Annotated in this window: 16 protein-coding genes, 1 pseudogene and 1 riboswitch; of the genes and pseudogenes, 12 read left to right on the top strand and 5 right to left on the bottom strand. The window is 68.3% G+C overall.

Going from position 1 to position 17944, the window contains the following annotated elements; all coding sequences use genetic code 11:
• Position 1: 1 nt before the first annotated feature.
• From Aco03nite_RS47845 to Aco03nite_RS47870, 6 genes are all read left to right on the top strand, one after another.
• Positions 2-883, top strand: coding sequence for a transketolase (locus tag Aco03nite_RS47845; protein WP_203808990.1), 882 nt, complete (start codon positions 2-4; stop codon positions 881-883).
• Positions 880-1842, top strand: coding sequence for a transketolase family protein (locus tag Aco03nite_RS47850; RefSeq protein WP_203808992.1), 963 nt, complete (start codon positions 880-882; stop codon positions 1840-1842). Before Aco03nite_RS47845 ends, Aco03nite_RS47850 begins: the two co-directional genes overlap by 4 nt.
• Positions 1835-3211 carry an FGGY family carbohydrate kinase gene (locus Aco03nite_RS47855; protein WP_203808994.1) on the top strand — a complete coding sequence of 459 codons (1377 nt, stop codon included), beginning with the start codon at positions 1835-1837 and terminating at the stop codon, positions 3209-3211. The genes Aco03nite_RS47850 and Aco03nite_RS47855 overlap by 8 nt, the downstream gene beginning before the upstream one ends.
• A 5-nt stretch (positions 3212-3216) precedes the next feature.
• Positions 3217-4197: a TIM barrel protein gene (locus Aco03nite_RS47860; RefSeq protein ID WP_203808996.1), complete on the top strand. Its 981-nt coding sequence runs from the start codon at positions 3217-3219 to the stop codon at positions 4195-4197.
• Positions 4197-5705: a DUF1593 domain-containing protein gene (locus tag Aco03nite_RS47865; protein ID WP_275415990.1), complete on the top strand. Its 1509-nt coding sequence runs from the start codon at positions 4197-4199 to the stop codon at positions 5703-5705. Before Aco03nite_RS47860 ends, Aco03nite_RS47865 begins: the two co-directional genes overlap by 1 nt.
• A 139-nt stretch (positions 5706-5844) precedes the next feature.
• Positions 5845-6510, top strand: a complete 666-nt coding sequence (locus tag Aco03nite_RS47870) for a TetR/AcrR family transcriptional regulator (RefSeq protein ID WP_203809000.1) — start codon at positions 5845-5847, stop codon at positions 6508-6510.
• 25 nt (positions 6511-6535) lie between these two features.
• Here Aco03nite_RS47870 and Aco03nite_RS47875 read toward each other — a convergent pair whose 3' ends face one another.
• Positions 6536-7384, bottom strand: a complete 849-nt coding sequence (locus tag Aco03nite_RS47875) for an SDR family oxidoreductase (protein ID WP_203809002.1) — start codon at positions 7382-7384, stop codon at positions 6536-6538.
• Positions 7385-7558: 174 nt separating this feature from the next.
• On the bottom strand, positions 7559-8476 hold the full coding sequence (locus tag Aco03nite_RS47880; protein WP_203809004.1) for an NADP-dependent oxidoreductase: 918 nt from the start codon (positions 8474-8476) through the stop codon (positions 7559-7561).
• A gap of 100 nt (positions 8477-8576) precedes the next feature.
• Here Aco03nite_RS47880 and Aco03nite_RS47885 point away from each other — a divergent pair, with 100 nt between their 5' ends.
• Positions 8577-9257 (top strand): TetR/AcrR family transcriptional regulator, encoded by a 681-nt coding sequence (locus Aco03nite_RS47885; protein WP_203809006.1) that lies wholly within the window; start codon positions 8577-8579, stop codon positions 9255-9257.
• Positions 9258-9619: 362 nt separating this feature from the next.
• Positions 9620-11122: a multicopper oxidase family protein gene (locus tag Aco03nite_RS47890; protein ID WP_203809008.1), complete on the top strand. Its 1503-nt coding sequence runs from the start codon at positions 9620-9622 to the stop codon at positions 11120-11122.
• 201 nt (positions 11123-11323) lie between these two features.
• Here Aco03nite_RS47890 and Aco03nite_RS47895 read toward each other — a convergent pair whose 3' ends face one another.
• Positions 11324-12733, bottom strand: coding sequence for an MFS transporter (locus tag Aco03nite_RS47895; RefSeq protein ID WP_203809010.1), 1410 nt, complete (start codon positions 12731-12733; stop codon positions 11324-11326).
• Positions 12734-12913: 180 nt separating this feature from the next.
• Between Aco03nite_RS47895 and Aco03nite_RS47900 the strand changes: the two genes are divergently transcribed.
• From Aco03nite_RS47900 to Aco03nite_RS47915, 4 genes and pseudogenes are all read left to right on the top strand, one after another.
• The gene (locus Aco03nite_RS47900; RefSeq protein ID WP_203809012.1) at positions 12914-13759 is read left to right on the top strand and encodes a helix-turn-helix domain-containing protein; all 846 of its coding nucleotides are present in this window, start codon (positions 12914-12916) and stop codon (positions 13757-13759) included.
• A gap of 127 nt (positions 13760-13886) precedes the next feature.
• Positions 13887-14030: riboswitch (FMN riboswitch) on the top strand.
• Positions 14031-14161: 131 nt separating this feature from the next.
• Positions 14162-14788: pseudogene (gene ribB / locus Aco03nite_RS47905) on the top strand (3,4-dihydroxy-2-butanone-4-phosphate synthase); the annotation flags it as partial.
• A gap of 176 nt (positions 14789-14964) precedes the next feature.
• Complete coding sequence (locus Aco03nite_RS47910) at positions 14965-15384, top strand: (R)-mandelonitrile lyase (protein ID WP_203809014.1); 420 nt, start codon at positions 14965-14967, stop codon at positions 15382-15384.
• A gap of 28 nt (positions 15385-15412) precedes the next feature.
• Entirely contained in the window at positions 15413-16696 is a 1284-nt protein-coding gene (locus tag Aco03nite_RS47915; RefSeq protein ID WP_203809016.1) for an outer membrane protein assembly factor BamB family protein, read from the top strand.
• Between the two features lie 21 nt (positions 16697-16717).
• On the opposite strand, the gene Aco03nite_RS47920 is transcribed toward Aco03nite_RS47915, so the two are convergent.
• The gene (locus tag Aco03nite_RS47920; protein WP_203809018.1) at positions 16718-17386 is read right to left on the bottom strand and encodes a DsbA family oxidoreductase; all 669 of its coding nucleotides are present in this window, start codon (positions 17384-17386) and stop codon (positions 16718-16720) included.
• A 54-nt stretch (positions 17387-17440) separates the two neighbouring features.
• Positions 17441-17803 (bottom strand): antibiotic biosynthesis monooxygenase, encoded by a 363-nt coding sequence (locus tag Aco03nite_RS47925; protein ID WP_203809020.1) that lies wholly within the window; start codon positions 17801-17803, stop codon positions 17441-17443.
• Positions 17804-17944: the final 141 nt, after the last annotated feature.

A 17944-nucleotide genomic window follows, 5' to 3' on the forward strand; every position in this document is an offset into this window, starting at 1 on the left:
CATGCTGGTCGCCGATCCCCGTACCGCCGCCGCCTGGCGCCGATTCCGGCAGGAGTTCACCGAAACCAGCCCCGAGCGCCGCCGCGAAATGCTGCGGGAGCGGGCCAACCAGTCCCGCACCACCGACCTGCACATGATCGGCCGGGCCGGCCTGGGGCATGTGGGCGGCGACATGTCCGTCCTCGACATCCTCACCACGCTCTTCTTCTCGGTGCTGCGCATCGACCCCGAGAAGCCCGACTGGGACGACCGCGACCGCTTCGTGCTCAGCAAGGGACACACCGCCGCGGCCCTGTACGCGACCCTGGCCGCGACCGGGTTCTTCCCGACCACCGAGCTCGACATGTTCGCCGCGCCGCTCTCGGCACTCAACGGCCACCCCAACCGGGTCAAGGTGCCGGGCGTCGAGACCAACACCGGCCCCCTCGGCCACGGCTTGCCGGTCTCGGTCGGCATGGCCATCGCGGGCCGGCTCTCGTCGTCGTCACGTCACGTCTATGTGGTGCTGGGCGACGGCGAGCTGCAGGAAGGCAGCAATTGGGAAGCGGCGATGACTGCCGGGCACCGCCGCTTGGCCAATCTCACGGCGATCGTCGACCGCAATCGCCTGCAGCAGGGTGCCCGTACCGAAGAGACGAACGCCCTCGACCCGCTCGACGACAAGTTCCGGTCCTTCGGCTGGGACGTCCTCGAGGTCGACGGTCATGACCATCTTGCCCTGTACGACGCGTTCACTGCCCCGCCCGGCGAGCGCCCGACCTGCGTCATCGCCAACACAGTCAAGGGAAGAGGCGTCTCCTTCATGGAAGACCGCGTGGAGTGGCACCACAAGGTGCCGTCGGCCGAGCAGATCGTCACCGCGGAAGCGGAGCTGGCCCGATGAACGCGCCCGCCGTCTCGCCGAGTGAAACGTTCGATTGCCGCGTCGCCTTCGCCGAAGAGCTGAGCGCATTGGCGCGCGAAGATGAGCGCATCGTCGCCGTGTGCAACGACTCGGTCGGATCGAGCAACCTCGTGCAGTTCCAGAAGGAGTTCCCCGATCGTCTGATCAACGTGGGCATCGCCGAGCAGGACATGGTCGGTGTCGGGGCCGGGCTGGCGCTCAGCGGCTACATCCCGTTCGTTTGTGGCGCTTCGCCGTTCCTGACCGGGCGCGCGCTCGAACAGATCAAGGCGGACGTGGCGTACAGCCAGTCGCCGGTCGTGCTGTGCGGGATGAGCCCCGGCATGGCGTACGGGGAACTGGGGCCGACGCACCACTCGATCGAGGACCTGTCGTGGCTGCGAGCGATCGCCGGGCTCGACGTGGTCGTGCCGGCCGACCCGGCCGAGACCCGGTCAGCAGTGCGCTGGGCGGCTGATCCGGCCCGGCCCGTCTTCCTACGCGTGGGCCGGTTCAAGGTCCCCGCAGTGACCGGAAATCGTCCGTTCACCTTCGGTAGGGCGACCACGTTACGCGATGGCACGGATGTCACGGTGGTGGCGGCCGGAACCATGGTCTCCCGCGCTCTCGAGGCAGCCGAGGAAGCAGCTGAGCAGGGAGTATCCGTGCGAGTGCTGAACATGTCGACAATCGCGCCGCTCGACGAGGACGCGATTCGCCGGGCGACGACCGAGACTCGGGGCATCGTGACCGCCGAGGAGGCGACCACCACCGGCGGCCTGGGCGCGGCGGTCGCGGCGGTCGTCGTCACCGAGCGCAATCCGGTGCCGATGCGGATCCTGGGCATCCACCGCGAGTTCGCGCCCACCGGCACAACCGCGTTCCTGCTCGAGCACTTCGGGCTGACCTCCGACGACGTCCGGCAGGCCGCGATCGGGCTGGCCCGCGCCGATGTCTGACGACCTCGTCCTCGCGATCGACCAGGGCACCAGCTCCACCAAATGCCTGCTGGTCGATCCCTCGGGCACTGTGGTCGCCACCGGATCGGCGCCGGTGCCGATCCGGTACCCGCGGCCGGGCTGGGTGGAGCAGAACGCGGACGAGATCCTGACGAGCGTGCTCACGGCGGCCGGTCAGTGCCTGGCCGAGATCCCACGCGGCCGTGTATGCGCGGTCGGGTTAAGCACACAGCGCGAATCGGCGGTGGTGTGGGACAGGCGGACCGGCGAGCCGGCCGGGCCGGTGCTGGGATGGCAGGACCAGCGGGCGCTGCCCATCTGCGACGCTCTACGGAAAAAAGGACAAGCGGCCCGCGTACGGGAAATCAGCGGGTTGCCCCTGGACCCGATGTTCAGTGCGGCCAAGCTGCGGTGGTTGCTCGATGAGACACCGCACGCGGCAGTGGGCACGATCGACTCGTGGCTGCTGTACGCCCTGACTGGCAGCCACCAGGTCGAGTCGGGGAACGCGTCGCGCACGCAACTGCTCGACGTGCGCGCCGGGACCTGGAGCCCGGAACTGCTCGACCTGTTCGGCATTCCCTCGACCGCCGTGCCAGTTGTCACGGCGTCATCCGGCAACCTCGGGCACATCGGGGCGCACCGAGGAGTACTGGCCGGGTTGCCGATCACCGCTGTGCTCGGCGACTCGCACGCCGCACTCTATGCCCATGGGGCCCGGACTGACGGTGGCGTCAAGGTCACCTACGGAACGGGCTCGTCGGTCATGCGACTCGGCGAGCCGCTCTCGGAGGGCGTCTGTTCGACCATCGCTTGGAACGATGCTTTGGCGGCGGAGGGCAACATCCGGTCGTCCGGCGCGACCGTCGCGTGGCTGGCTTCGCTGTTGGGCGTCGACCCCGACCTGATCGGGCACATGGCTGCCGGTACCGCTAGTGACGGGGTGGTCCTGGTGCCGGGCTTCGGTGGGCTGGCCGCGCCGTGGTGGGACGACACCGCGGTGGGGTTGATCAGCGGGCTGACGCTGGGAACTCGTCCGGAACAGCTGGCCCGGGCCACCATCGAGTCGATCGCCCACCAGGTGGCCGACGTCGTGGACGTGATGGGCCCGGTCGACGCTTTGCTGGCCGACGGCGGCGCGAGCGGGAACGACGTGCTCATGCAGATCCAAGCCGACCTCACGGGGGTACCCGTCCTGCGGGCCCGGTCCACCAACCTCTCCGCCCTCGGCGCCGCGTTCCTGGCCGGAGGTTTCACCACGCCCATCTCCTACGACGAGTTCCGTCCCCAGCCGGGCGACGCCGCCGCGCAGCGCTCCGCGTGGCGCGCGGCGGTGGCCCGGGCCCGCACCCCTCACCACAGGAGCTGAACACCATGACCGAGTACCCCCGCTTCGGAGCCGGCCTCTGGCACTTCGCCACCTACGTCGACCGCTATGCCTCCGATGGTTACGGCCCGGCGCGCACCACGCTCGACGCGATCGAACTTGCCGGGCAGGTGGACGACCTCTCGGTGGTCGACCTCAACTACCCCTTCACACCCGGCGTCGGTCTCAGTGAGGTCAAGGACGCACTGACCGCCCAGGGACTGTCCGCGATCGGCATCACACCCGAGATCTACCTGCGGAAGTTCAGCCGCGGCTCGTTCACCAACCCCGATCCCGGCGTACGCAAGGTGGCCCTCGATCTGATGCACGAGGCGGCGGGCGTCGTGCGCGAACTGGGCGCCGACTACGTGAAGATCTGGCCCGGGCAGGATGGCTGGGACTACCCGTTCCAGGTCGACCACCGCACGCTGTGGAAGCTCGCCGTGGAGGGGATGCGGGAGCTGGCGGGCGCACACCCGGACCTGAAGTTCGCGATCGAGTACAAGCCGCGCGAGCCGCGGGTGAAGATGACGTGGGACTCGGCCGCCCGCTCGTTGCTGGGCATCCAGGAGATCGGACTGGACAACGTGGGCATCCTGCTCGACTTCGGGCACAGCCTGTACGGTGGGGAGTCACCCTCGGACGCGGCCCAGCTGATCATCGACCACGGCCGGCTGTACGGGATGGACGTCAACGACAACTTGCGCGGCTGGGACGACGACCTCGTGGTCGGCACGGTCCACCTCACCGAGCTCTTCGAGTTCTTCTACACGCTGCGCAAGAACAACTGGGACGGGGTGTGGCAGCTCGACCAGTTCCCGTTCCGCGAGGACAGCGTCGACGCGGCCAACACGGCCATCGGGACGCTGAAGCGGATCTACCGGGCACTGAACCGCCTCGACACGACCGCACTGGCCGAGGCCCAGGAGCGGCAGGACGCCATGGCGGCGCAGCGGATCGTCCAGAACGCGCTTTTCGGGGAGCTGTGATGCGTCTACGCGCTTTTGCTACGGCCGTTGTCGTCGGCGCAGGCGTCTTATCGGTTTCGGCTTCTGCTTCTGCTTCTTGGTCCGCGTCGAAGCCGCGTACGGTCGTCACCACCGACATGGAGTCGGACGACATCGCTTCGTTAGTGCGCTATCTCCTCTATACCAACGAGTTGGACACCAGGGGCATCGTCTACACCAGTAGCAAGTTCCACTGGGCCGGGGATGGCCAGGGAACCGAGTTCTTCCTGCCCAACCGCGAATACAAGACGCCGCAGACGTCGTGGCGCTGGACCGGGAACACGACCATCGAGGATCAGCTGATCCCTTCGTACGCCAAAGTTTATCCGAACCTGCGCCGGCACGACCCGGCCTACCCCAGCCCGGGCGAGCTCAAGTCCCTTGTCAAGCTCGGCAACATCGACTTCGAGGGGGAGATGACCAAAGACACAGCGGGCTCGAACCTGATCCGGGATCTGTTGCTGGACAATGATCGGCGGCCACTGTATCTGCAGGCCTGGGGTGGAACCAGCACCATCGCACGAGCGTTGAAGTCGATCGAGGAACGCTACCGGTCGTCGCCGCGGTGGGCGTCGGTCAAGGCAGCCGTCTCGGGGAAGGCGGTCATCCTGGCCAGCGGATTCCAGGACGAGACGTACGCGAACTACATCTCACAGGCCTGGCCGGCGATCCGCGTCGACGAGCTCTCGGCGGGCTACGCCACGTGGGGTTTCAACTGCAACAACAACGGGCAGGGCAACGTACGGGGTCTGCCGGCCGACCGGTTCTATTTCACCGGGGCCTGGATCAAGCGGAACATTCAGATCGGGCCGTGGGGTTCGCTTTACCGGTCGTGGCTCGACGGCCAGACCACGCCGGGCGATCCGCTCGACGTCTTCGGCGACCCGGTCAAGGCACCGGGCGGCTGGTGCAAGCCGATGGCCGAGTACGACTTTCTGTCCGAAGGTGACAACGTCGTCTTCAACCAGCTCCTGCGAACGGGCTTGCAGAAGCCGGCCGACCCGGCCACCGGCGGCTGGGGTGGACGGGCGTATCAGGTCAGCGAGTCGCCCAACCTGTGGCGGCTGATTCCGGCCGAGAAGGACGCGACCGGCGCCGACGTGGCCAACCTGACCACGTTGCGCTGGGCAGGGGCGGCCCAGAACGACTTCGCCGCCCGCATCCAGTGGACGCTGACGTCCCGGTACTCGGCCGGCAATCACCCGCCGTCGGTCCGGGTGGCCGGTCCCGGCACAGTCAAGGCCCGCCCCGGCGCAACGGTGCGGCTCTCCGCCCGTACATCGGACCCTGACCACGCCCGCGTCAGCACGACGTGGTGGCAGTACCCCGAGGAAGGCGCTTACCCCGGCACCGTGACCACCTCCGGCGGCAAGGTAACCGTCCCGGTCGACGCCAAGCCCGGCCAGACCATCTCGGTCATCCTGCAGGGCACCGACAACGGCGAGCACCCCCTGACTCGTTACGACCGGGTGACCATTCGCGTCGGCTGATCGACGCACAGTCCTTTCCCTGCCAGTGGAGTTGGACGGGCGTTCTCTCGACATGGCGAGAGGCGCCCGTCTCCGACGCGCCGTCCGGCCGGGCCAGCAAGTGGAGAAGTGATTCCACTTGTCTCGCTATGCTGGTGGAATGCTGCAGAAGCCCTCGGCGGTGGACCGTGACCTACGCGTCGATGCTGAACGTAACCGCGGCCGCATCCTGGACGCCGCACGGGTTGTCTTCTCCGAGCAGGGGCTACAGGCACCGATGATCGCGGTGGCCCGGCGTGCCGGCGTCGGTATCGCCACCCTGTTCCGTCGGTTCCCTACCCGCGACGATCTGATCACCGCAGTCTTCGCCGACAAGATGCAGGCCTACGCCCACGTCGTCGAGGTAGGACTGGCTGACCCGGACCCGTGGCACGGCTTCTGTCGTTGTGTGGAGACCATCTGCCAGATGCAGGCCGACGACCGCGGTTTCACCGATGTGCTGACTGTGGTCTTCCCGTCCGCGGCCGCGTTCGAGGCCGAACGCAACCGGGCCGCCGCCCGTTTCACCGAGCTCATCGAGAAGGCCAAGGCCACCGGCAAGCTGCGCGACGACTTCGTCCACCAGGACATGATCATGGTGTTGATGGCCAACGCCGGTGTCCTCGCCGCGACCACCGAAGCCGCCCAGGAAACCTGGCGGCGGCTGGTCGCCTACCTGATCCAGTCGTTCACCGCCGAAGCAGCCGCGCCGCTGCCACCTCCGGCCACACCCGAAGAGGTGACCGAGTCCCTCGTACGCCGTAGCGGGGCACAAGCCGAAGCCTGAGCCGGACCACCGCCGGTCGCCGGAATCAGACCTGGCGTAGACCTTCGACCAGCGACATCGTCGGGTGCCCGATCAGCCGGCTCAGGCCGTCCCCGGTGCGGGCCATGATGCCGGCGCCCAGATTGCCGTCGAGGGCGGCCAGGAATCCGGCGGTTCCCTCGTCCAGGCCGGCCTGGGTCAGGACGGTGCTGTACTGCTCGCCGGAAACGGACTGGTAAGTGATCGGCGTACCGAGTACCTCGGTCATGGCGGCGGCGAGATCGACGTAGGTGTAGTCCCGGTCGCCGCTGAGGTCGTACGTACGATTGTCATGGCCGTCGCCGGTGATCACCGTGGCCAAGGCTTCGGCGAAGTCACGGCGCCCGGCCGGCGCGATCCGCCCGTCACCGGCGGCGGCGAGGAAAACGCCGTTCGATGCGGCACCCTGCATGGCTTGGATGTAGTTCTCGATGTACCAGCCGTTACGCAGGATCGTGAAGGTCAGCCCGGATGCCTTGAGGTCGTCCTCGGTGGCCTTGTGGTCGGCGCCGAGCGCGAAGGTCGGGTCGTCGATGCGCAGGCCGCTGGTGTAATAGAGGTGCCGGACACCAGCGGCCTTGGCCGCGCCGATGACGTTCTGGTGTTGCTGCAGCCGGTCGGGCTCGATACCGGAGATGAGGACCACCCGGTCGTGGCCGGCGATCGCCCGGTGCACCTGTTCGGTGTCACCGAGCTCGACCTGGACGGTGCCATAGCCGTTGATGGCCAGGGTGTCGAGGACGTCCTTTCTGCGGCCTGCCGCGGTGATGTCGGCGGCGGCGAGGCCGCGCTTCTGAATTTCGGGCAAGAGCAGGCGGCCGAGTTTGCCAGTGGCGCCGAGGACGAGAACGGACATGACAGGTCGCTCCTGATGGTGACTTGACGGAGGGCGGATCCGGGGTCTTTCCCGATGAAGGGGCCGAGCCGGTTGGCCGCGGGCAGGTTCAGCCCGAGCTCGCCGAATAGGTCGGCACCGCCGATGAGCTGTGCGGCGTCGCTGGAGGTGTCCTGGTTCCAGGGCAGCTCTGCGTCAGACTGTGATGGCAATCTTGCCGAGGGTGCCGCCGGCGAAGTCGTCGAACGCGGCGGGCACCTCGGCCAGGGTGTAGCTCTTGGCGACCGGCACGGTGAGACGGCCGGCCGCGAGGTCGGCGGCGAGCCGGTCCAGGGTTGCGGGTGCCGGGTTGGCGTAGACGAAGGTCGCGGCCGGGTGCTGGTCGGCGCCGAAACCGAGGAGGGAGGCGAGCCGGCCCTTCTCGGTCAGCAATGCGGCCAGAGTAGCGCCGTCTCCGGCCAGGTGCAGGATCACGTTGACGCCGTCCGGGCTCACCGCGCGCACCTGGGCCGGCACGTCACCGGAGTGGTCGACGACCTCGTGCGCGCCGAGGCCACGGACGAAGTCCGTCTCCGCACCCGGGCGGGCGGTGGCGATCACCGTGGCGCCGGCGGCGACGGCGTACTGGATCGCGATCGCGCCGACGCCACCGGTCGCGCCGCTGATCAGGACGGTCTCACCCGACTGCGGCGCGGTCGCGGCGAGAGTGTCGACGGCGGCGGTTCCCGCCAGCCCGAGCGCGCCGGCGGACTTCGGGTCGGCGCCCTCGGGTAGCTTGGCCAGGCCGACCTGCTCGCTGACGGTCACGTACTCGCCGAAGCCCCCGTCGCCGAGGTAGGCCTTGGTGACCACACCGAACACCGGGTCACCCGGCTGGTAGGAGGTCACGCCTTCACCGATCGCCTCGACGACGCCGGCGAAGTCCTTGCCCAGCACCACCGGGTAGCGGTGCTCCATCATGGCGGCCAGGTGGCCGCCGGCCACGGACAGGTCGAAGCCGTTGACCGACGACGCCTGCACGCGGACCAGGACCTCACCGGCGGCCGGCTGCGGCGTCGGCAGCTCGGTCAACGTCGGCTGGGCGCCCTGCGCGGAAAGAGCGATTGCCTGCATGATTGCTCCCCATCAAGGAAGTGGAATGTGCTTTCCACTTGATGGAGCGACTGTAGCAGACAAGTGGACGATGCTTTCCACTTCCTCGTAAGCTGGGCACATGAGCTCCCCGCCGGCACCCGAGGCCCCCCGCCACACCGGCCTGCGCATCGACGCGGAACGCAACCGCCAGCGCATCCTCACCGTCGCCCGGGAGACCTTCGCCACCCACGGCATCGACGTGCCGATGGAAGAGATCGCCCGCCGCGCCGGGGTCGGCGTCGGCACCCTCTACCGCCGCTACCCGACCCGCGGCGACCTCGTCACCGCCGCGTTCGCGACCAAGATGTACGCGTACGCCGACGCCGCCCGGCAGGCCCTGACCGACCCGGACCCCTGGCACGGGTTCTGCACCTACGTCGAGCAGATCTGCGCCATGCAGGCCGGCGACCGTGGCTTCACCACCGTGCTGACCATGACCTTTCCGACCGCCAAACAGTTCGAGGCGGACCGCAGCCGGGCCTTCGCCGATTTCACCACGCTGATCGATCGCGCCAAGGCCGCCGGCGGTCTGCGCGCCGACTTCGTCACCGAGGACATGCCGGTGTTCCTCATGGCCAACGCGGGCGTGCTGACTGTCACCTCCGACGCCGCCCCCGACGTCTGGCGCCGCCTCGTCGGTTACCTCATTCAGGCCTGCGCCGCCCGAACCGCACAACCGCTGCCCGACCCGCCTGCACCCCGGCAGATGTACCGGGCGATGCTCCGCGCCACCCATCACCAACGCGCCGGGAAACGATGACACCAGAGGCGATCAGCTGCGCGACGTGGATGCCGGTGCCGGAGTTGTTCGGCATCCGGGTAGCACCTGCCATACCGCGCTGAGCGGGCCGAGGACGGCGAACTTTACCGCCACGACCAGGACACCGACGGCGGTTCCACCACCGGCTCGAGGAACTCCTGATACGGAAGGAACGGAAGGTCGTCCCGGTGAATCCCTGAGCGCTTTCGACTGGCAGTTTCCTGAGAAACAAGGGGGTACTGCCATTACCTGTATCGGCAGCCTCTTCCTACCGGCCGCGCCGATCGCTTCGATTGTCTGATCGAATGCGGCATCGAATACCGGGAGACAAATCGTTGATGACACCCCCGACCCGAAACGGAATGGACCGGCGTGCCCTTCTGAAGCTCACCGTGGCCGGTCTCGGCGCGGGCGCCACCGCCCTGCTGTCCGGATGTGCCGAAGACAGCACCGCCGCCGATGGGCCCCAGCCGGGCCGTGACAGTGCCGGTGACCGGAACCGACTGCATGTCCCGCCGCTCGTCGAATCCTCGCCCGGCGCCGGACAACCCCGTACCTTCGACCTGATCGTCCAGGCCGGGCGTTCGGCCATCGTGCCGGCCGGGGAGACCGACACCTGGGGGTACAACGGCACTCAACTGGGCCCGACTCTGCGGGTCCGACGCGGCGAACAGGTCCGGGTCAACGTCCGTAACACCCTCGGCGAAGCCACCAGCGTGCACTGGCACGGCATGCACGTGCCCGCCACCGCTGACGGCGGCCCGCATCAGAGCATCGACCCCGGCGCCACGTGGTCGCCGGTCTGGACGGTCGATCAGCCGGCCGCCACCCTCTGGTACCACCCGCACCCGCACGGTCAGACCGAGGCACACGTCTACCGCGGCCTCTCCGGAATGTTGATCGTCGATGACGACGACGAAGCCCGGCTGGCATTGCCCCGCACCTACGGCGTCGACGACATCCCGGTCATCGTGCAGGACAAGACCTTCGACGAGACCGGCCGGCTTATCGACACCACCCACGTCGGCACCGGCATGCTCGGCGACACCATCCTGGTCAACGGCACCGCCGGCGCACAGTTCACCGCGACCTCCGACCGCGTCAGGATGCGGCTGCTGAACGCGTCCACGGCCCGCAGCTATGCTTTCGGTTTCGCCGACGACCGCGAGTTCGATCTCATCGCCACCGATGGTGGCTTGCTCGCGGCACCACTGCGAACCGCCCGGATCACCTTGACGCCCGGCGAACGTGCGGAGATCATCGTCAGCTTGACCGGCGGGGAACAGGTGATGTTCCGGTCCTACCCGCAAGACCTCGGTGCTTCCGGAGCGGGAACGGGCGCGGACGACATGTTCGACGTGTTGCGCTTGGATGCCGCCGCCGGCCTGCGGTCCTCGCCGCCGACGCCCGACCGGCTCACCCGCCTCGACCGGCTCCCCGCGTCGGCGGCGAGGACCACGCGCCGGTTCGAGATCAACCTCGACCGCATCAACGACGAGAAGATGGACATGTCCCGCGTCGACCAGGTCGTCACCATGAACACCACGGAGATCTGGGAGGTCGCCAACACGACCAGGACGCCGCACAACTTCCACGTTCACGGTGTGCGGTTCCAGATCCTCACGATCGACGGGCAGGACCCGCCCGCGGAACTGGCCGGATGGAAGGACACCGTCTACACGCCGCCGGGGATCCCGCTTCGGCTCATCATGCGGTTCACCGGCTCCACGGACCCGGTGACGCCGTACATGTACCACTGCCACATGCTCTGGCACGAGGACATCGGCATGATGGGACAGTTCGTGATCGTAGCTCCGGGCGAGCAGGCGGCCACAATCCCCACCGCCGAGCACCAGCACGACTGACGGCACGCTGCCGGCCGTATCGGTTCTTCTCACCGAACATCGGTGAGAAGAACCGATGTCCGTTGCCACCGTCAGGCCTGCATCGGAAGCCCGACAGGTGCGGCCCGACCCGGTCCGGCCTCCTTATACGTGGCACGGTTCTGGTGGAAGGCAAGTTGTTGGTGCCGCCGTAGGACAGCAGGCATGCCACGGTATTCGAACTCATGCGACTGCCTCCTCGACCGGGATCCGTGCCTTGAGCACCAGCGCGGCAGCAGCGGCGGCGGCCACACCGAGCCCGGCAGTGACAATCAGGCTGATCCGGGCACCGTGCAGGAATCCGCTGGAGCCGGAGATCAGCGCGCCGAAGACGGCGACGGCGAGCGCCCCGCCGACCTGGCGGCTGGTGTTGAAGACCCCCGAGGCGACGCCGGCCCGTCGGGCAGGGACGTTTTCCAACAGCACCGCGGTAGTCGGCGGCATGATCATCGGCCCGGTGAGCCCGACCGGTACCAGCAGTACCGCGACCAGCCACACCGGTGTTGAAACCGGCATCATGGCGAGCACGACCGCGCCGGCGGCCAGCAGCAGCAATCCGGCGGCCACCGGAACACGCGGGCCGACGCGTTCGACGATGCGTGCGGTGAACGGCGTCAGCGCGGCGCTGAGCAGCATCATCGGCAGGAACGCCACCCCGGCGGCCAGCGGAGACAGGCCGCGTGCGGTTTGAAAGTACAAGCTGAACAGGAACGGCAGCCCGTAGAAGCCCACCATGAAGACGAACCCGATCACGACCGAGACGTTGACGGTGGCCGAGCGGAACAGGCTCAACGGCACCATCGGATGCCGCTTGCGCGCCTGTACAACCAGGAACGCGGCACTGGCAAGCACTGCTACCGCCAGCGCGGTCAGCACCAGCGGGCTGGTCAGCCCACGCGGGCCGGCCTCGATCGCGCCGAAGGTCAGCGCGCTCATCGCGGCGATCGCCAAGACCTGCCCGGTCCCATCGAACGGCACGACGTGCCGCGGACTGCGCCGGGTCCGCACCAGCAGCGCCAAGGTCACCGCGACAACGGGCACGTTGACCCAGAAGATCAGACGCCACGAGGCCAGGCTCAGCAGGCCGCCCAGGACAGGTCCGGCCGCCGCGGCGACCGCACCGCCCATCGCCCAGACCGCGACCGCCCGGCCCCGCGCTGCGGGCTCGTCGTAGGCGTGGCGAACCAGGGCCATCGAGGCGGGCATCACCACCGCGGCTCCGGCACCCTGCAGGAACCGCGCTGCGACGAGGACGACGAGGTCCGGTGCGATCCCGCAGATCACCGACGCCACGACGAAGATCAGCAGCCCGGCGCCGAAGGCACGTTTGGCGCCGATCCGGTCGGACAGGGCGCCGGCCGACAACAGGAGTGCGGCGAACATCAGCGTGTAGCCGTCCACCACCCACTGCAGGCCGGTGATGCCGCCCCCGAGCCCGGACTGGACAGACGGCAACGCGACGTTGACGATCGTCGCGTCCAGGGTTATCACGAAGAAGCCGAGTACCGCGGCCGCCAGCGTCCATGCGGCATGGGCCTCGATGCGCGGCGCGCCGGGCCGCCGGGGTGTCTCGGTAGCAACAGAATCCGACATGACAGCAGCGCCTTTCAGAACGAACACGTCTGGGACAGGACCACCACCGCTGAGCCCGGCACGCGAGCTCAGCGGTGACGCTCCCAGGCAAACATTTGGATCGGCGGGGTGGCAGACGCTGCTCATAGGGGGTACTACCAGCAACCCCCTATCCTCGGCCGGGCGTTCTACGCTCAGACGATGACCGGTCCGGACGTGCGTGGCGACATCCGCCAGTTCCTCATGACGCGCCGCGCCCGCATCACCCCGCAGTTGGCCGGCCTACCCGATTACGGCGGCCGGCGCCGCGTCCCCGGGCTACGCCGCGAGGAACTCGCGCTACTGGCCGGCATCAGCGTCGAATACCTCACCCAGCTCGAACGTGGCCACGCCCGCGGCGTCTCCGACGAGGTCGTCAACAGCCTGTCCCGCGCGCTGCAGCTGGACGACGTGGAACGCACCCACCTGATCGATCTGATCCGTGCCGTCAATACACCCCCATACCGGGGGCTACGCCACGCGGCCACCGATCCCGGACTACGGCGCAGCGTCCGGCAGGTCCTCGACAGCATGACCGGCGCAGCCGCATTCGTCCGCAATCAGCGCCTTGACATTCTCGCCGCCAACCGGCTCGGTGGCGCCCTCTACGCACCAGTCCTGGACAATCCTGAACTCAGGCGGAATCTCGCCCGGTTCGTCTTCCTCGACCCACGCGCCACCAGCTTCTATCGTGACTGGACCGGCATCGCCCACGACGCCGTCGGGAGTCTGCGCACCGCAGCCGGCCGCGAACCCGGTGACCCCGCCATGACCGAACTGGTCGGCGACCTGTCCATCCGCAGCGAACGGTTCCGCATCGGCTGGGCCGACCACGAAGTGAAGTACTACCGCAGCGGCGTCCAGCAGTTCCACCACGCCACCGTCGGCGACCTCGACCTCGACTACGACGCCCTTGAACTGCCCGCCGACCCCGGCCTGACCATCGTCACCTACACCGCACGCCCCGGCTCACCCGCACACGAAGCCCTGCACCTGCTGGGCGCCTAGCTGACAGGCGACTGCGAATTCTCCGGCGCCACGGCTGCAGCGAGCGCTGGGGCGAGACCAGTCGAACCGCACACCCCGCCCCGGCCGGGATCCGACGTCGTGCGATGCTGTAGGACAACTACCCACCACGCGCTGGCGGGATCGGTGAAATTCCGAACCGGCGGTGACTCGGCCTCGGCCGACAGCCCGCGACCCGGTCGAAGCCATCGTCCGGTGGACCCAGTGTGATTCTGGGGCCGACGGTGAAAGTCCGGATGGAAGCACAGCGCGCGGGAGTCGGCTCGTCTGCTGCCAAGGCTGGCGGCTTGAGTGCCGTCGGCGGGGATGGCGTACGTCATTCGTGCCGCTCTCCCGCCGTGTGCGCCTCCGCTCAGCGCACCCGACGTGCGTGAAGGCGAGCAGATGGTGACGACAGAAATCGAGCCCATCATCCTGGACTCCGTAGAGCAGGCCGTCGCGGACATCGCGGCTGGTCGGCCGGTGGTCGTGGTCGATGACGCCGGCAGGGAGAACGAGGGCGACCTCGTCATTGCTGCTGAATGGGTCACTCCGGAGATGATTGCGTTCATGATGACGCAGTGCCGTGGCCTGATCTGTGCCCCGATGACGTCCGCGATGCTCGATCGCCTGGAGATAGGCGACATGGTCGACCAGAACACCGAACGGCACGGCACGGCTTTCACCGTCTCGGTGGATGCTCGGGAAGGCATCACCACCGGTATTTCAGCGATTGACCGTTCCCGAACGATCCGGCTTCTTGTGGACAACGCTACGCGGCCCGACGACCTCGTCCGACCGGGCCACGTCTTTCCGCTCCGGGCACTCGCCGGAGGGGTGCTTGAGCGTCCGGGCCACACCGAGGCGGCCGTCGACCTGGCGGGCCTGGCAGGGCTCATCCCCGCGGGCGTCATCTGCGAGATCGCGGACGCGGATGGATCGATGATGAGGGGCTCCCGGCTGGCGCGCTTCTGCACGGACCATGGGCTGACCGTGATCTCCATCGAGGATTTGATCGAGTACCGTCGGCGCATCGTGCGCTGACCTGTGCAGTCACCGGCCCACATTGGTGCCGAGACGTTGAAGGTGGCGTTGAACGACTCGGCGAGGGTGTTGTCAGCTGAGCTGCTGCCGGCGCTGGGGTGCTCTGTCGGTACGTGCTTCACCAGGGTCTCCCTCCGGCGGACGCGAAGGGGTTTGCTGGTCTCATGGAACTCGTTTCGGTACGTCCGACAGTCAAGATGCCCGCGCAGGCGTTCACCGGGGACGTCTACATGACGCCCATCCACACCGGCAGCGGGCCGTCGCGGATGACGGTGGCGTTGGTCCGGTTCACGCCGGGCGCGCGGACGCACTGGCACTCCCACGCCGTCGGCCAGACCCTGCACGTGACCGAGGGCGTCGGCCTGGTCGGCACCCGCGACGGCCGGGTGCTGCGCATCCACGCCGGGGAGACGGTGGTGTGCCCGCCGGACGAGCAGCACTGGCACGGCGCGACGGCCGGCACCTTCATGAGCCACCTGGCGATGCTGGAGGCCAAACCCGACGGCGGTGACCCCACCACCTGGCTGGAGCCGGTCCCGGACGAGACGTACGAGAAGGGGAACGTCCCGGCACACGTCGGGTGATCATCTCGATTCCCATAAGGTCATCGATGTGGCGATCATCGATCTCGGGGATCTCGGGGATCCGTATCGGCCCGGCCCGGACCGGGAGCCGGTCGTCCAGCGGTGGCGCGGCATCCTGGTGGGGCTCGTCACCGTCGTCTGCCTCGGGACGCTGCACTCCCCGCCGGCCGGGGATCCGACCATCCGCACGGTGTGGACGGCCCCGGTCTCGGGAACGTTGATCAGTCAGACCGATCAGGCCACCGTGTGGATACATCAGGCCGTGGCCGACGCCGGCCGGCTGACCGCCTACGACCTCGCCACCGGGCAGGTTCGCTGGACCCGGCAGACGACACTCGCCGCGGTCGCGGCCGGATGGATCTCGTTGTTACCCGGCGCGGGTGTCCTGCTGGTGCCGTCCGGGAACGACCACGACGTCCTGGACGCCGCGACCGGTGACCGGTTGTGGCAGGCGTCCGGCCAGGTGGAAGCACACACCGCGGACACCGTGTTGCTGCGCGAGCGCGGTGCGGAGCCCGGATCGACCAGGCTGCGGCTGGCGGGGGCCCGCAACGGCCGGACGATCTGGCAACGCCCGGCGGCCCGGGGCGGGGTGGTGCGGGCCCGGTTGCGCGACGGCAGTCCCGGGGTCATCGCCGTGGACTCCGGTGGACAACTCGGCCTGCTGCGCTACGACGACGGCACCCCGCTGCTCAGCCGTAGTCTGCCGAAGCAGGACGGTGACGAACGGCACCTGTCCTTCGCCGGTGACCACGTGCTGGTCCAGGCCAGTTCCGCCGTCAGGTTCGTCCTCACCGCGTACCGGCTGGACACGCTCACCGAGAGTTGGCGGACCGAGCTGACCGATGGCGGTCACACCCAGGGCTGCGGACCTGTCGTCTGCCTGTCCAGCGCGACGGGAATCGCCGGAATCGACCCGCAGACCGGCGGCCGGCGGTGGACGCTACCCGCCGATGAGGGCATCTGGGCAGTCCTCGGCGACCGTATCGTGACCAGCCACGAACCACGAACCGCCGCCGAGGGCCGGCAACCACTGGTGTCGGTCGTCGACGCGCGAACCGGCCGGCGACTCGGTGACGAGGTCCCCGGCCGGCCCGCGGCCTCCGACTTCGGCGACGGGCGCCTGCTGGTCCTGCGCCCCCAGACCACCCCACTGGCAGACGTGGGTGTTCACCACGTCGAGCTGTCCACCGGCCGCCGCCGCCTGATCGGCAAGATCGACTACCAACTGCTCAGCTCGCCGTACGAGCTAGCAGGCTCCTACCTGCACCGGTTCCGCGACGGCCGTCTCGAGGTCATGGCCGTCCGCTGAAGAGCCAGGCGGCACCCAGCATCAGACGTGCCTTTCACGATCGGGCAGGTGGGGCAGTGCGGCATCTGTCGCGGTCAGATGCGGCTTTACCAACAGGCGTAGCTCTTCGGGAGTCTGTACACCGGAAACCGGCGGCCGGCCGCCGATCACCAATGACGGGACACTCGTCACGCCATAGGCCGCGGCCCTGCGTTCATCGGCGCGGACCTGCTCGGCATGGTCGTTCCCGCCGAGCAGGGTGCGTACCTCGGCCGGGTCGAGCCCGACCTCGTCGCCCAGCCGTTCGAGGGTCTGCGGCTCGGCGACGTCAAAACCTTCGGTGTGATAGGCGTGGAACAGGTGCTCCATCATCTCGTCGGCGACACCATGGTCGGCGGCGAGGTGACACAGCCGGTGGGCGTCGAACGTGTTCACCGGCCGCGCACGGTGCAGGTTCAGCTGCAATCCTTCCGCCTCACCGAGCGCGCGGATATTCGCGATCCTGGCCGAGGCCTGCTCTCCCCACCAGCGGGCCATCGCTTCCGCGGCCGTCGAGCCGGGGACCTTGCTTTCCTCCGGAGCGAGTTCGTAGCTTCGCCAGAGGATCCGGATCCGATCGCGGCCGGTGAACTGGGCCAAGGCGGCGGCGAGACGCCTCTTGCCGATGTAGCACCACGGGCACAGGACGTCCGCGTATATCTCTACCGTCATGGTTCATCATCAGCCGGAAGTGGTGATCGCCGCTCATGAGCGGGTGTCCCGGGATCAGGCATCGGTCTGCTGTGGGCCGGGGCCGACCTCACGGCCGACGACATAGGTCGGGCTGCCGCTCATGCGGGGCTCGGCCTTGCCGGACAGTCCATCGAGGGCCTCGCGGATGGCCGCCATCCGGCCTTCGGTATCGGAAGTAGCCACAAAGTTGCGGTAATCCGTCTCGCTCGCCCAATGCACGATGTTGTAGACGCGGGTGCCGTCGGTGCTGAGGTGGAAACGGGCCGAACGGTAGCCAGGATAGAAGCGAACCCACCGCTGCTGAATCTCGGCGAAGGCGGTGACAATTTCACGTTGGGTGTCAGGCCCGTCGACCGTGTAGTCGATGATCGAATAGAACCCCGTGTCAGTGGTCATCAGATTCCTCCGTGGATACTCCGGCTTTCAGGCCGGAGAGGAAACGGTCCCCTGCGGAGCAGGTCAGGAATGGCCGATTCGCTGTCAGGGCGGATCGGTGTGCACCCTGACGGGTGATCCGCTTGGTCATCTCCGAACAGT

The organism is Actinoplanes couchii (assembly GCF_016862075.1).
GTDB lineage: Bacteria > Actinomycetota > Actinomycetes > Mycobacteriales > Micromonosporaceae > Actinoplanes > Actinoplanes couchii.